The organism is Pseudomonas sp. HMSC063H08 (genome assembly GCF_001813645.1).
GTDB classification, from domain to species: Bacteria; Pseudomonadota; Gammaproteobacteria; order Pseudomonadales; family Pseudomonadaceae; genus Pseudomonas; species Pseudomonas aeruginosa.
Genome location: NZ_KV813476.1, coordinates 102,808 through 116,670, shown reverse-complemented (window position 1 = coordinate 116,670; position 13,863 = coordinate 102,808). Strand labels below are relative to the sequence as shown.

Sequence of the window (13,863 nt, the reverse complement as noted above, 5' to 3'; positions counted from 1 at the left end):
AATGCCCCGACCACTTTCCCACCGGAACTTGCCCATGACGCCCCAAGGCCACTGTGACAGCCGTTTCGCCCCGCTTGCCGAGGCCTTCGCCCGGCTTTTCGACAATCCGCAGGAGCGCGGCGCGGCGTTGTGCCTGGAGGTCGGTGGCGAGACGGTGGTCGACCTCTGGGGCGGCGTCGCGGACAAGGACGGCGAGCAGCCCTGGCAGCGCGACACCATCCTCAATCTGTTCTCCTGCACCAAGACCTTCACCGCCGTTGCCGTGCTGCAACTGGTGGCCGAGGGCAAGCTCGAACTGGACGCGCCGGTGGCACGCTACTGGCCCGAGTTCGCCGCGGCCGGCAAGGCAGCGATCAGCGTGCGCCAGTTGCTCTGCCATCGCGCCGGCCTGCCGGCGCTGCGCAAGCAGATGCCGCCCGAGGCACTCTACGACTGGCAGGCGATGACCGCGGCACTGGCCGCCGAGGAGCCCTGGTGGACGCCCGGCGAAGCGCACGGCTATGCACCGATTACCTACGGCTGGCTGCTCGGCGAGGTGATCCGCCGGGTCGACGGCCGCGAGCCGGGCGAGGCCATCGTGGCGCGTACCGCGACACCGCTGGGCCTGGATTTCCATATCGGCCTGGACGACAGCCAGTTCGGCCGCGTCGCCCACATGGCGCGGAGCAAGGGCAGCCTCGGCGACGCTGCCGCCCAGCGCATGCTGAAGACCATGATGAGCGAGCCATTGGCGCTGACCACCCGCGCCTTCACCAATCCGCCGTCGATCCTCACCAGCACCAACAAGCCGGAATGGCGACGCATGCAGCAGCCGGCCGCCAATGGCCATGGCAACGCGCGCGCGCTCGCCGGCTTCTATAGCGGCCTGTTGCAGGGACGTTTGCTGGAAGATGAACTGCTGGGCCAGTTGGCCCACGAACACGCGGTAGGCGAGGATCGGACCTTGCTGACCCGGACCCGCTTCGGCCTCGGCACCATGCTCGACCAACCGGGCGTGGCCAATGCGACCTACGGACTCGGCCCCAAGGCCTTCGGCCACCCTGGGGCGGGTGGCTCGATCGGCTTCGCCGATCCCGAGCGCGACCTGGCTTTTTCCTTTGTCAGCAACGCCTTGGGGCCGTACGTGCTGATGGATCCGCGGGCGCAACAGCTGGCGCGTGTCGCGGGGGAGTGTCTGTAATCCGTTGGTTAACTTTTAACCGCTTGTCGGCTCGACGCTAAATTTCATTGCCAAATAATGGCTTAGCGACACAATCTAAAGCGTCGTATGAGATAGGGCGTTGCCGGGGCAGTGGATCGACTCCGGCATCGCTGCGATGTGACCGGCGGTTGAGCCGAATGTTCCATCGGGCTCGCCTTCTTTCACTTCCAACGGACCCCGACGTATGAAACTGCTTAAGACCTCGACGCTTCTTCTCTGCATGACCGCCTCCGGCTGCAGCTATTTCCAGACCCAGGATGCTTCCTCGCAGCCAGCCAAGGCTCCGGCCGAGCAGGCTTCCAGCCATTCATGGTGGCCGTTCGGCAAGGACGACGGACAGACCGTCGCCAAGCAGGCCACGGAACAGAAGGCCGAAGCCGAGCATGTCGGCTCCAGCCACTGGTGGTGGCCGTTCGGCAAGGACGAAGGCGGTCGGGACGTAGCCGCCAAGGCTGCGGAGCAGAAGGCCGAGATCGCCGCGGCGAAGAAAGAAGTCGCCGCCGCAGCCGAGCCGAAGGCCGCCAACCCCTGGTGGTGGCCGTTCGGCGCCAGCTCGGCGAGCAAGGCGTCGGGCAAGCCGGCACTGGTCCAGCAGAAGGTCACCAAGGAGTGGCTGGATACTCATGAGAAAGCCCTGCGCGAAGCGATCGCCGGTAGCGAGTTCACCCTCGAACGCCGCGACAACGCATTGATCGTCATCGCCCCCGCCGACTACTCGTTCAATCCCAAGCGCCACACCATGCTGATGCCGATCACCCTCAACCCGCTGGGCAAGGTCGCCAAGATGGCCCAGGCCGATCCGCAGAGCGGTATCCTGGTACTCGGCCATACCGACAGCACCGGCAGCAAGGCGGTCAACGACAAGCTGAGCTTCGAGCGTGCCCAGTCGGTGGCGGCGATCTTCCGCCTCAGCGGCCTGAAAGGCGACCAGCTGCGCCTGAAGGGGGTCGGTTCCGACATGCCGCGCGCGGACAATGCCAGCGCCGCCGGCCGTGCCCAGAACCGTCGCGTCGAAGTGCTCTATACCCAGCGCGCCAGCCTGCTGTCCCTGGCCCAGGGCAACTGAGCCGAACCGGGGCAGGGCGCTTGGCGCCATTGTCCCGGATCAAGCGCGAGGCGGAGTCTGCGGTTAAGCTATGGCGCATTTCCCCCTGGAGATGCGCCATGACCCAGTCCCTGGCCGATATGCGCCGCGAGTACACCCGCGATGGCCTCAGCGAGGCCAACGCCCCTAGCGATCCCTTCAGCCTGTTCCGCCAGTGGTTCGACGACGCGGTGAAGACCGAGCGCCTGCCGGTCGAACCCAACGCCATGACCCTGGCCACCGTCGACGCCGACGGCTATCCGCATTGCCGTATCCTCCTGCTCAAGGGCCTCGACGAGCGCGGCTTCACCTTCTTCACCAACTACGAAAGCGCCAAGGGCCAGCAACTGGCGGCCAATCCGCGGGCGGCCATGACCTTCTTCTGGCCGGCGCTGGAGCGCCAGGTGCGCATCGAAGGCAACGTCGAGAAGGTCACTCCCGAGGAATCCGACGCCTACTACCAGGTGCGTCCGCTGGGCAGTCGCCTGGGCGCCTGGGCCTCGCCGCAGAGCCGGGTCATCGCCGATCGCGCCGAGCTGGAACGGCTGCTCGCGGACACCGAGCGGCGTTTCGCCGACCAGCCGCCGAGCTGTCCCGAGCACTGGGGCGGCTACCGTCTCCTGCCGCAGCGCATCGAGTTCTGGCAGGGGCGGCCGAGCCGCCTGCACGACCGTCTCGACTATCGACGCCAGGACGGCGGCTGGTCGCGCGAACGCCTGGCGCCCTGAGTCCTCCATGTTCGAACTGGATTCGACGCTGGCGCAGCACATCGTCGATCGGGCGATGGCCATCCTGCCGCACAACATCAATGTGATGGATGCCCAGGGCATGATCATCGGCAGCGGCGATCCATCGCGCCTGCATACCCGCCACGAAGGGGCGCAACTGGTGCTGGCCAACCGGCGGGTGGTGGAAATCGACGAGCAGGCCGCCGCCTGCCTGCGCGGGGTGCGGCCAGGGGTGAACCTGCCGTTGCTGCACGCCGAGCGGCTGGTCGGCGTGCTCGGCATCACCGGCGCGCCGGAGGTGGTCCGGCCCTATGCCGAGCTGGTGCGGATGGCAGCGGAAATGCTCATGGAACAGCGCCAGATGCAGGACGAGCGACACTGGCAACGCCAGCGTCACGAAGCCTGGCTGCGCCAGTTGCTCGATCCCGGCCACGGCCTCGGGGCGCTGGCGGCCGATGCCGAACACCTGGGGCTGGCCATGCACTGGCCGCGCCAGGCGGTCTTCCTGGAGCTGCCCGAGCATGCCGATCCGCTGCCTTGCCAGGCTCGCCTGCTGGCGGCACTCGGCGGCCGGGCGGAGCACTGGAGCGCGGCGCTGGGCGAGCGCCTGGTGTTCTGGTGCCGGCCGGTAGCCCACGCAGATACGCTCGAGCACTGGCTGGAGCGCGCCGACGCGCGCGGCTGGGGCGTGGCGCGCCTGTGTGCCGGCGACCCGGCGCATGACCTGGCCGAGCTGCGCGCCTCGGCCTGCGCCGCGCGCGACCTGCTGGACTATGCGCGCAGCCGGTTGCCCGGTCGGCGGGTCGTGACCCTGGACGGACACCGCCTCGCCAGCCTGCTGTTCAGCCAGCGCGACAGTTGGCAGGTGCGGCAGCTGCTGGCGCCCTTGCAGCGGTTGCTCGACCACGATCCGCAAGGTTCGCTGGCCGCTACCCTGGAGTCCTGGTGCGCCCATGACGGGCACGCCCAGGCCTGTGCCCAGGCGCTGGGAATCCATCGCAACAGCCTGCGCTACCGACTGGAGCGCATCGCTTCGATCAGCGGGCTCGATCTCGCTCGCCTGGAGCACCGCCAGCAATTGTTGCTGGGGCTGCAATTGCTCGTTCCGCGCCGCGGGTAACGGGCGGATCAATCGATTCACTGTGCAGTCGCACAAAATGTTCCCCTTCCAGCGCCGTCTTCCTCTGGCCGTTGCACAAGGCGTGTCCGGTCCCGACGGAGCGAAAATGACCCGCCCCTGGGCGCCCATCCCACACCCATAACAACAAGGAGGCGGCTCATGACCCTGGTCCTGATCCTGCTGGCGTTGATCGCCTTTATCGTCCTGTCCACCACGCGACTCAAGCTGCACCCGTTCCTCGCCCTGCTGGCGGCCGCGCTGATCGCCGGCTTCGCCTACCAGGTACCCACGGCGGAAATCGTCAAGACCGTTACCGGCGGCTTCGGCAGCATCCTCGGCTACATCGGCATCGTCATCGTGCTCGGCACCATCATCGGGGTGATCCTCGAGCGCAGCGGTGCGGCGATCACCATGGCGGAAAGCGTGATCCGCCTGCTCGGCGAACGCTTCCCGACCCTGACCATGTCGATCATCGGCTACCTGGTGTCGATCCCGGTGTTCTGCGATTCCGGCTTCGTCATCCTCAACTCGCTGAAGAACGCCCTGGCGGCGCGGATGAAGATATCCACCATCGCCATGAGCGTGGCCCTGGCCACCGGTCTCTACGCCACCCACACCTTCGTGCCGCCGACCCCGGGACCGATCGCCGCGGCCGGCAACCTCGGCCTGGACGCCAGCCTTGGCCTGGTGATCGTGGTCGGCCTGGTGGTCGCCTTCGTCACCGCGATGGCCGGCATGTGGTGGGCCAATCGCTTCGTCGGCAAGGACATTCCCCTGGTCGACGACGGCCAGGTCGTCCAGACCGAAGAGGATTTCAGCGAGCTGCGTGCCCGCTACGGCAAGCTGCCCAGCGCGACCCAGGCGTTCGCGCCGATCTTCGTACCGATCCTGTTGATCTGCCTTGGCTCGGTCGCGGTATTCCCGAGCAAGCCGCTGGGCGAGGGCGTACTGTTCGCCTGCCTGAACTTCCTCGGTCAACCGGTGATCGCCCTGCTGGTCGGCCTGGCCCTGGCCTGCACCCTGCTCAAGGGCCAGAGCAAGCGCGAGGAGTTCCATGAGCGCGTGGTGGAAGGCATCCAGTCGGCCGCGCCGATCCTGCTGATCACCGGCGCCGGCGGCGCCTTCGGTGCGATGCTGAAGATCACTCCGCTCGGCGACTACCTGGGCAGCACCCTGTCCGCGTTGGGCATCGGCCTGTTCATGCCGTTCGTGGTGGCGGCCGCGCTGAAGACCGCACAGGGCTCGACCACCGTGGCGCTGGTCACCACCTCGGCGCTGGTCGCTCCGCTGCTGCCGCAGCTCGGCCTGGACAGCGAGATGGGCCGGGTGCTGACGGTCATGGCGATCGGTGCCGGGGCGATGACGGTGTCCCACGCCAATGACAGCTTCTTCTGGGTGGTCACCCAGTTCAGCCGCATGACCGTATCCACTGCCTATCGCGCCCAGACCCTGGCGACCCTGGTCCAGGGTATCGCCGGTATGCTCGCGGTATGGCTGCTCAGCCTTGTGCTGCTCTGATTGAAGCGGGGCCGGGGACTCCCGGCCCTGTGAGGTGACTGATGAAAATCGTGATTGCTCCTGATTCGTTCAAGGAAAGCCTGTCCGCGCCCGACGTCGCCGAGGCTATCGCCCGCGGTTGGCGGCGAGTCTTCCCGCAGGCCGAGGTGTTGCTGCGGCCACTGGCGGACGGCGGCGAAGGCACGGTCGATGCGGTACTCGCCGCCACCGCCGGCGAACGTCGCGAATGCCGGGTCGAAGGCCCGCTCGGTGAGCCGACCCTGGCGCACTGGGGCTGGCTGGACGACGCCACCGCAGTGATCGAAATGGCTTCCGCCAGCGGCTTGCACCTGGTCCCGCGCGACCGCCGCGACGCCACGCGCAGCAGCAGCCGTGGCACTGGCGAGCTGATCCGTGCGGCGCTGGACGCCGGGGCGCGGAAGATCATCCTCGGCCTCGGCGGCAGCGCTACCAACGATGCCGGTGCCGGCCTGCTGGGCGCGCTCGGCGTGCGTTTCCTGGCTGCCGACGGCGAGGAACTGGCGCCCGGCGGCGCCGCGCTGGCTGGCCTGCACAGTCTCGACCTGGGCGGGCTGGATCCGCGCCTGGTGGATGTCGCGGTGGAAGTCGCCGCGGATGTCGACAACCCGCTATGCGGGCCGCGCGGCGCGTCGGCGGTGTTCGGTCCGCAGAAGGGCGCCAGCGTCGAACAGGTGGCGCAACTGGATGCCGCCCTGGCGCACTTCGCCAAGGTGGTCGCGGCGACCCTTGGCGAGGACTTCAGCCGGGTGCCGGGCGTCGGCGCCGCCGGCGGCCTGGGTTTCGCCGCGAGGGCATTCCTCCGCGCGCGTTTCCGCCCAGGCATCGAACTGGTGGCGGAGCTGGCCGGGCTGGCCGATGCGCTGGTCGGTGCCGACCTGGTGCTGACCGGCGAGGGCCGCCTGGATGCGCAGAGCCTGCACGGCAAGACCCCGGTGGGCGTGGCGCGGATCGCGCGCCAGGCCGGCGTTCCCGTGGTAGCCCTGGCCGGCAGCCTGGGCGACGGCTACCAGCGCCTGCACGACGCCGGCATCGATGCGGCGTTCAGCCTGGCGCCGGGACCGATCAGCCTGGAGCAGGCCTGTGCCGGAGCGGCGGCGGAACTGGAGGCGCGCGCCGAGCAGATCGCCCGGCTCTGGCGCCTGGCTCAGGCTTCGCGGGAAGGGTAGTCGGCGGCGGCGCGCTCCAGCCAGGCCGGCAGGTCGCGCCGCTTCACCTTGCTGGCCTTGGCCTCGGCCAGCCGCTGTAACAGATAGTCACGCTTTTGCGGGTCGTCGCCGGCGAATGACAGCGCCAGGTCGCGGTCCATCCAGCGGCGGATGCGCCAGTAGATCCACCAGTGGAAATACAGGCCGGCGGCGGTGGTGACGACGATGATGAAATAGTCCATGGCTGTTCCTTCTGCGGGCGCTCACCCTAGCCGATCGGTCCCGCCGATGAAAGCGGGAGGGTTCGGTCGAAACTGAACGAACCTGTACCATTGCTGAATCGATTCGATTATCTCGCGCCGGCCAGGTGACAGGAGCGGCTGCGGGAGAGTCTAATATTCGTCAGTTATCCCTTTCGGAGATGCCGTTATGCGCAAGTCTGCCTTGATCGTTGCTTCCTTCACCGCCATGGCCCTGGCTCTTGGCGGCTGCCAATCCAGCCTCACCGGCGATACCTACAGCCGTGAGGAAGCCCGTACCGTGCAGACTGTACGCATGGGCACCATCCAGGCCTTGCGCCCGGTCAAGATCGAAGGCACCAAGACCCCGATCGGTTCCATCGCCGGTGCCGGAGTCGGCGGTGTCGCCGGCAGCGCGGTGGGCGGCGGCAAGGGCAGCTACGTCGCGGCCATCATCGGCGCGGTCGCTGGCGGCCTGCTGGGCGCGGCTACCGAAGAAGGCCTGACGCGCACCCAGGGCGTCGAGATCACCGTGCGCGAAGACGACGGCAGCACCCGCGCCTACGTCCAGCAGGTCGACCAGGGCCAGATCTTCCGCGTCGGCGAGCGCGTGCGCATCCTGACCGTCAACGGCACCAGCCGCGTCGCTCACTGATTCTTCCCTCGTTGTCCCACGGCCGGCACTTCGCCGGCCGTTTTCGTTGTGTCGCCGAGCCATTGCCGGGGTTGTCTTGCTAAGCTTCAAGTCGTTGCCGTTGCAGAGTTTTTTTCGGCTTTCCGGCAGTCGGAACGCCTGAATTTTGTAATAATTCAATCCATGACGTTCGTTCGATAGATTGCGATAATCGCAGCTCCGTTGCGCCGCGCCTGCCGGTGGCGGGCGGGGCTTCGAGCTGCTGGCGATCCGGCCGCGCACCGACAACCGCGGGGAAGCACCGCCGGCCAGGCATGCCGGGGGCTCCGCCACCGAAGAGGAGTAGCCCATGATTCTGGCGCTGATCATCGCGCTGCCGTTCATGGGGGCGTTGTTGCCCCTGCTCGCCGAGCGTGGCGGCCGCACCTTGTGCGCGGCGTCCGCCGGCGTGGCGCCGCTGATCGGCCTGGTCCTGTTGCTCGGGCAGCGCGGCACGGTGTTCGCCGGGCAGACCCTGACCGCCAGCTATTCCTGGCTGCCGGAAATCGGCATCAACCTCAGCCTGCGCCTGGACGGCCTCGGTTTCCTCTTCGCCCTGCTGATCCTCGGCATCGGCCTGCTGGTGATCCTCTACGCCCGCTACTACCTCTCCGAACAGGAGCCGATGGGGCGTTTCTTCGCTTTCCTGCTGCTGTTCATGGGCTCCATGCTCGGCGTGGTGCTCGCGGAAAATCTCTTGCTGATGATGCTCTTCTGGGAGCTGACCAGCCTGTCCTCGTTCCTGCTCATCGGCTTCTGGGGCAGCCGTTCCGACGCCCGCAAGGGTGCGAGGATGGCCCTGACCGTTACCGGAGGGGGCGGCCTGGCGCTGCTGGCCGGGGTGCTGCTGCTCGGCCACATCGCCGGCAGCTTCGAACTCACCGAGGTCCTCGCGGCTGGCGAGCTGATCCGCGCCCACGCCCTGTATCCGCTGGTACTGATCCTGATCCTGCTCGGCGTGTTCACCAAGTCGGCGCAGTTCCCCTTCCATTTCTGGCTGCCCCACGCGATGGCGGCGCCGACCCCGGTTTCCGCGTACCTGCACTCGGCGACCATGGTCAAGGCCGGCGTGTTCCTGCTGGCCCGGCTGTATCCGGCGCTGGCCGGCACCGAGTGGTTCTTCTACCTGGTCAGCCTGAGCGGCCTGGTAACGCTGTTGCTGGGCGCCGGCATGGCACTGTTCCAGCATGACCTGAAGGGGCTGCTGGCCTACTCGACGATCAGCCACCTGGGCCTGATCACCCTGCTGTTCGGCCTCGACTCCCCGCTGTCGAACGTCGCCGCGGTGTTCCACATCATCAACCACGCGACCTTCAAGGCCTCGCTGTTCATGGCCGCCGGGATCATCGACCACGAGACCGGCAGTCGCGACATGCGCCTGATCAACGGGATGTGGAAGTACCTGCCGCATACCGCGGTGCTGGCCATCGTCGCCTCCCTGGCGATGGCCGGGGTGCCGCTGCTGAACGGCTTCCTCAGCAAGGAGATGTTCTTCGGCGAAACCCTCAGCCAGAACCTGCTGGGCAGCTTCAACTGGCTGGTGCCGGCGGTGGCGACCCTGGCCGGGGTGTTCTCGGTGGCCTATTCGCTGCGTTTCATCCACGACGTGTTCTTCAACGGCGAGCCGGCCCGGTTGCCGAAGTTCCCGCCCCACGAGCCGCCGCGCTACATGAAGGTACCGGTGGAAATCCTGGTGTTCCTCTGCCTGTTGGTCGGCATGCTGCCGGCCTACACCGTGGCGCCGCTGCTGGCCGCCGCCGCCAGTGCCAGCCTTGGCGGGCAACTGCCGGAATACAGCCTGGCGATCTGGCACGGTTTCAACCTGCCATTGCTGATGAGCGTGGTGGCGCTGGTTGGCGGTGTGCTGGTCTATGTCCTGCGCAAGCCGCTGTTCAACTGGTATGCCGGATTGCCGGAGGTGGACGCCAAGCTGGTCTTCGAGCAGCAGGTGCAACGTGTGGTGGCCCTGGCCGCGCGCCTGACCGCCTGGCTGGAGAACGGGTCGCTGCAGCGCTACCTGGCCTGGCTGCTGGGCGCGGCGCTGGTCGTGGTGGCGGTCGAGCTGGCGCCGCTGGCGAGGCTGACCGGCTCGCGCGGGCTGACCCCGCTGGACGGTATCACCGCCCTGGGCATGCTGGTGCTGGCCTTCAGCGGCCTGGCCACGGCGCTGTTCCATCGCATGCGCCTGGTCGCGCTATTGATCCTCAGCGTCGCCGGCCTGCTGGTGGCCCTGGCCTTCGCTCGCTTCTCGGCCCCGGACCTGGCGCTGACCCAACTGTCGGTGGAAGTGGTGACCATGGTCCTGCTGATGCTGGCGCTGTATTTCCTGCCCTCGCGCACTCCGGCGGAGTCCTCCAGCCTGCGCGGCTTGCGCGACGTGGCGCTGGCCGGCGGGGTCGGCATGCTGGTGGCGCTGCTGGCCTACGCGGTGCTGACCCGGCCCTACGAGAGCATCGCCGGATTCTTCGTCGAGAACAGCGTCTCCGGGGGCGGCGGCTACAACGTGGTCAACGTCATCCTGGTGGACTTCCGTGGTTTCGATACCCTCGGCGAGATCAGCGTGCTGGCGATCGCCGGCGTCGGCATCTACGCGATGCTCGCCGGTTTCGCCCTGCACAAGCCGACCTGCGACCCGCAGGGGCGCAACTGGGCCCACGCCAAGCACCCGCTGATCCTGGAAACCCTGTCGCGGGTGCTGCTGCCGCTGGCGTTGCTGATCTCGGTGTTCATCTTCCTGCGCGGCCACAACCTGCCGGGCGGAGGCTTCATCGCCGGCCTGGTGACTGCCATCGCCCTGGTGCTGCAGTACATCGCCAGCGGCTCGCAGTGGGTCGAGCAGCGCCTGCCGCTGAACTATGCGGCCATGGCTGGCGCCGGAGTGCTGATCGCCGGGCTCACCGGGCTTGGCAGCTGGCTGTTCGGCTATCCGTTCCTGACTTCCGCGTTCGGCCACTTCGAGTTGCCGCTGATCGGCGAGATCGAGCTGGCCACGGCGATGCTGTTCGACCTCGGCGTGTACCTCACCGTGGTCGGTGCCGCGCTGCTGATCCTGTCCTACCTCGGCAAGCTCAGCCTGATGCCTGAACCCGTCGCACAAGAGGAGGCGCTCTGATGGAAGCCCTGTTCGCCATCACCCTCGGCCTGCTCACCGCCAGCGGCGTCTACCTGCTGCTGCGGGCGAGGACTTTCCCGGTGGTGCTCGGTCTCACGCTGATCTCCTACGCGGTCAACCTGTTCCTGTTCGCCATGGGCCGGCTCGGCGGCAGCGTCGCGGTGATCGGCACTCCCGGCGAGTATGGCGACCCGCTGCCGCAGGCGCTGGTGCTGACCGCCATCGTCATCGGCTTCGCCATGACCGCCTTCGTCGTGGTCCTGGCCCTGCGTGGCCTCGGCGACCTCGGCAGCGACCACGTAGATGGACGCCCGGACGAGGAGGAGCCGCGCCCATGAGCCATTGGCTGATCCTGCCGATCCTGCTCCCCCTGTTTGCCGGCAGCCTGTTGCTGTTGCCGCTGGCCGAGCGCTGGCGGCGCGGCCTGTCGTTGCTCGCGGCGCTGGCGCTGATCCCATTGAGCCTGTTGCTGATGCGCACGGCCGCCAGCGGCGACCTGAGCGTCTATGCCCTGGGCAACTGGGCGGCGCCGTTCGGCATCGTGCTCATGCTCGATCGTCTCGCCGCCCTGATGCTGCTGGCCACCGCGGTGCTCGGCAGCGCCGCGCTGATCTACGCGCTGCGTGGCGACGACCGCCTGGGCAAGCATTTCCACGCGTTGTTCCAGTTCCAGCTGCTCGGTATCAACGGCGCCTTCCTGACCGGCGACCTGTTCAACCTGTTCGTGTTCTTCGAGATACTCCTGATCGCCTCCTACGCGCTGCTCCTGCATGGCGGCGGCGCGGAGCGGGTGCGCTCGGGCCTGCACTACGTGATCCTCAACCTGGTCGGCTCGGCGTTCTTCCTGATCGCCGTGGGTACCCTGTATGGCCTCACCGGCACCCTGAACATGGCCGACATGGCGCAGAAGATCGCCATGGCCGATGCCGAGCGCGCGCCGCTGCTGGCGGCAGCCGGGCTCCTGCTGCTGGTGGTGTTCGCCCTGAAGGCGGCGCTGTTGCCGCTGTACTTCTGGCTGCCGCGCGCCTATGCCGCGGCCAGCGCGCCGGTGGCGGCGCTGTTCGCGATCATGACCAAGGTCGGCATCTATTCGATCCTGCGGGTCTACACGCTGGTCTTCGGTGAGGCCGCCGGCGAGCTGGCCAACCTGGCGCAGGCCTGGCTCTGGCCGCTGGCCCTGGCGACCCTCGGCCTGGGCGCGATCGGTGCCTTGGCGGCGCGGACCCTGCAAGGCCTGCTGGCCTACCTGGTGGTGGTCTCCGCCGGAACCCTCCTGGCTGGCGTGGCGTTGGGCAGCGAGCGGGCGCTGGCGGCGTCGCTGTACTACCTGCTGCACAGTACCTGGATCGCCGGTGGCCTGTTCCTGCTCGCCGACCTGGTCGCCCGCCAGCGCGGCGACAAGGCCGGCGACCTGGTCCAGGGCCCGGCGTTGCAGAACCCTCGGTTGCTCGGCGGGGCCTTCTTCATCGGTGCCATCGCCGTCGCCGGTCTGCCGCCATTGTCGGGGTTCTTCGGCAAGATCATGCTTTTGCAGTCGGTCGCTCCCGGCAGCCAGGCGCTGGCCCTGTGGAGCGTGGTACTGGGCAGTGGCCTGGTGGCGCTGGTGGCGTTGAGCCGGGCCGGCAGCACACTGTTCTGGCGTACCGGGCATACCGTGCTCGGTAGCGCCGAACTGGACCACGGCCGCTTGTTCGCCTGCATCCTGTTGCTCTCCGCCGGCCCGTTGCTGGTGTTCGCTGCGAAGCCACTGCTGGCCTACGTCCAGGCCACCGCGGCGCAGTTGCACGACCTCGACCTGTATCGCCAGATCATCACCCGCGGAGGTGCCGCATGATCAGCCGTTCGTTGCCGCGTCCGCTTCTTCGCGTATTGCCTCATCCCGTGCTTAGTGTCCTGCTGTTGCTGGTCTGGTTGCTGCTGGTGGATTCCTTCGCCATCGGCCACTGGCTGCTCGGCGCCTTCCTCGGCGTGTGCATTCCGCTGCTGACCAACCGCCTGCTGGTCGGGCGCAGCCAGGAGTGGCATCCGTTGCTGCTGTTGAAGCTGCTGGTGCTGGTGATGTGGGACATCCTCGTCGCCAATGTCCAGGTTGCCCGCCTGACCCTCGGACCGATCGAGCGCTTGCGTCCGGCCTTCGTCGAGGTGCCGATCGAGCTGGAGAACGACCTCGCCATCAGCGTGCTGGTGAGCATCGTCTCGCTGACCCCGGGGTCGGTGTCGTCGGACCTCAGCGACGACCGCAAGACCCTGCTGGTGCACGGCCTCGACGTGCCGGACAAGGCGGCGCTGATCGCCGAGATCAAGCAACGCTACGAAGCGCCGCTGAAGGAGATCTTCCCATGCTCGCTTACGTGATCCCGCTGTGCCTGGCGCTGCTCGGCCTGGCCCTGTTGCTGACCCTGGCGCGCCTGGTCAAGGGGCCGTGCCTGCCGGACCGGGCTCTGGCGCTGGACACCCTCTACGTGAACGCCATCGCCCTGCTGGTGCTGTACGGCATCTGGCGCGACAGCGACCTGTTCTTCGAGGCGGCGCTGCTGATCGCGGTGCTCGGTTTCGTCGGTACGGTGGCGGTGGCCAAATACATGCTGCGCGGAGACATCATCGAATGACTGGCGAACCCCTGAGCCTGTGGGTGGAAATCCTCGTCTCGGCGTTCCTCCTGCTGGGCAGCGCCTTCGTCCTGATCGGCGCGATCGGCCTGTACCGCCTGCCGGACTTCTTCATGCGCCTGCACGGGCCGACCAAGGCCACCACCCTCGGGGTCGGCGGGGTGATCGTCGCCTCGCTGATCTATTTCTCCAACCGCCAGGCGGGCATCAGCCTGCATGAGCTGCTGATCAGCCTGTTCCTCTTCATCAGCGCTCCGGTCAGCGCCTACATGCTGGCCAAGGCCGCGGTGCTGCAGCAGTTGCCGCTGGAGAAGAAGACTCGCGGCAAGCCCTGGGAGCAGTGAGGCACGGCGCAACAGTTTTGCCCGCTTTCTGTGCCTGTCGGCGCGGCTAGCCGGCTGCCTATACTGGGA

At 67.7% G+C, this 13,863-nt stretch carries 14 protein-coding genes; 13 read left to right on the top strand and 1 reads right to left on the bottom strand.

Annotated elements, in window-relative coordinates; genetic code table 11:
• Positions 1–34 precede the first annotated feature (34 nt).
• The 6 genes from HMPREF2924_RS19755 (at position 35) to HMPREF2924_RS19730 (ending at position 6,838) form a co-directional block, all read left to right on the top strand.
• Positions 35–1,180 (top strand): EstA family serine hydrolase, encoded by a 1,146-nt coding sequence (locus HMPREF2924_RS19755; RefSeq protein ID WP_003086355.1) that lies wholly within the window; start codon positions 35–37, stop codon positions 1,178–1,180.
• 205 nt (positions 1,181–1,385) lie between these two features.
• Positions 1,386–2,267: an OmpA family protein gene (locus HMPREF2924_RS19750; protein WP_003108672.1), complete on the top strand. Its 882-nt coding sequence runs from the start codon at positions 1,386–1,388 to the stop codon at positions 2,265–2,267.
• A gap of 98 nt (positions 2,268–2,365) precedes the next feature.
• On the top strand, positions 2,366–3,013 hold the full coding sequence (pdxH, locus tag HMPREF2924_RS19745; RefSeq protein WP_003108674.1) for a pyridoxamine 5'-phosphate oxidase: 648 nt from the start codon (positions 2,366–2,368) through the stop codon (positions 3,011–3,013).
• Between the two features lie 7 nt (positions 3,014–3,020).
• Entirely contained in the window at positions 3,021–4,133 is a 1,113-nt protein-coding gene (locus tag HMPREF2924_RS19740) for a CdaR family transcriptional regulator (protein WP_003112517.1), read from the top strand.
• 159 nt (positions 4,134–4,292) lie between these two features.
• Complete coding sequence (locus HMPREF2924_RS19735) at positions 4,293–5,651, top strand: GntP family permease (RefSeq protein ID WP_003086363.1); 1,359 nt, start codon at positions 4,293–4,295, stop codon at positions 5,649–5,651.
• A gap of 41 nt (positions 5,652–5,692) precedes the next feature.
• A complete protein-coding gene (locus HMPREF2924_RS19730) occupies positions 5,693–6,838 on the top strand; it encodes a glycerate kinase (RefSeq protein ID WP_003134009.1) in 1,146 nt (381 codons plus the stop codon).
• Here the strand turns inward: HMPREF2924_RS19730 and HMPREF2924_RS19725 are convergent.
• A complete protein-coding gene (locus tag HMPREF2924_RS19725) occupies positions 6,817–7,059 on the bottom strand; it encodes a hypothetical protein (RefSeq protein WP_003082053.1) in 243 nt (80 codons plus the stop codon). The genes HMPREF2924_RS19730 and HMPREF2924_RS19725 overlap by 22 nt on opposite strands.
• 187 nt (positions 7,060–7,246) lie before the next feature.
• Between HMPREF2924_RS19725 and HMPREF2924_RS19720 the strand changes: the two genes are divergently transcribed.
• The 7 genes from HMPREF2924_RS19720 (at position 7,247) to HMPREF2924_RS19690 (ending at position 13,794) form a co-directional block, all read left to right on the top strand.
• The gene (locus HMPREF2924_RS19720) at positions 7,247–7,711 is read left to right on the top strand and encodes an outer membrane lipoprotein (RefSeq protein ID WP_003082056.1); all 465 of its coding nucleotides are present in this window, start codon (positions 7,247–7,249) and stop codon (positions 7,709–7,711) included.
• A gap of 328 nt (positions 7,712–8,039) precedes the next feature.
• Positions 8,040–10,841 (top strand): monovalent cation/H+ antiporter subunit A, encoded by a 2,802-nt coding sequence (locus tag HMPREF2924_RS19715; protein ID WP_003108684.1) that lies wholly within the window; start codon positions 8,040–8,042, stop codon positions 10,839–10,841.
• Complete coding sequence (locus HMPREF2924_RS19710) at positions 10,841–11,179, top strand: Na+/H+ antiporter subunit C (RefSeq protein ID WP_003082068.1); 339 nt, start codon at positions 10,841–10,843, stop codon at positions 11,177–11,179. The genes HMPREF2924_RS19715 and HMPREF2924_RS19710 overlap by 1 nt, the downstream gene beginning before the upstream one ends.
• Positions 11,176–12,675: a monovalent cation/H+ antiporter subunit D gene (locus tag HMPREF2924_RS19705; protein ID WP_003086369.1), complete on the top strand. Its 1,500-nt coding sequence runs from the start codon at positions 11,176–11,178 to the stop codon at positions 12,673–12,675. Before HMPREF2924_RS19710 ends, HMPREF2924_RS19705 begins: the two co-directional genes overlap by 4 nt.
• Positions 12,672–13,196 (top strand): Na+/H+ antiporter subunit E, encoded by a 525-nt coding sequence (locus tag HMPREF2924_RS19700; protein WP_003134007.1) that lies wholly within the window; start codon positions 12,672–12,674, stop codon positions 13,194–13,196. The genes HMPREF2924_RS19705 and HMPREF2924_RS19700 overlap by 4 nt, the downstream gene beginning before the upstream one ends.
• Positions 13,181–13,450 (top strand): K+/H+ antiporter subunit F, encoded by a 270-nt coding sequence (locus tag HMPREF2924_RS19695; RefSeq protein ID WP_003082079.1) that lies wholly within the window; start codon positions 13,181–13,183, stop codon positions 13,448–13,450. The genes HMPREF2924_RS19700 and HMPREF2924_RS19695 overlap by 16 nt, the downstream gene beginning before the upstream one ends.
• A complete protein-coding gene (locus HMPREF2924_RS19690) occupies positions 13,447–13,794 on the top strand; it encodes a Na+/H+ antiporter subunit G (RefSeq protein ID WP_003086373.1) in 348 nt (115 codons plus the stop codon). Before HMPREF2924_RS19695 ends, HMPREF2924_RS19690 begins: the two co-directional genes overlap by 4 nt.
• The last annotated feature ends 69 nt before the right edge of the window (positions 13,795–13,863 follow it).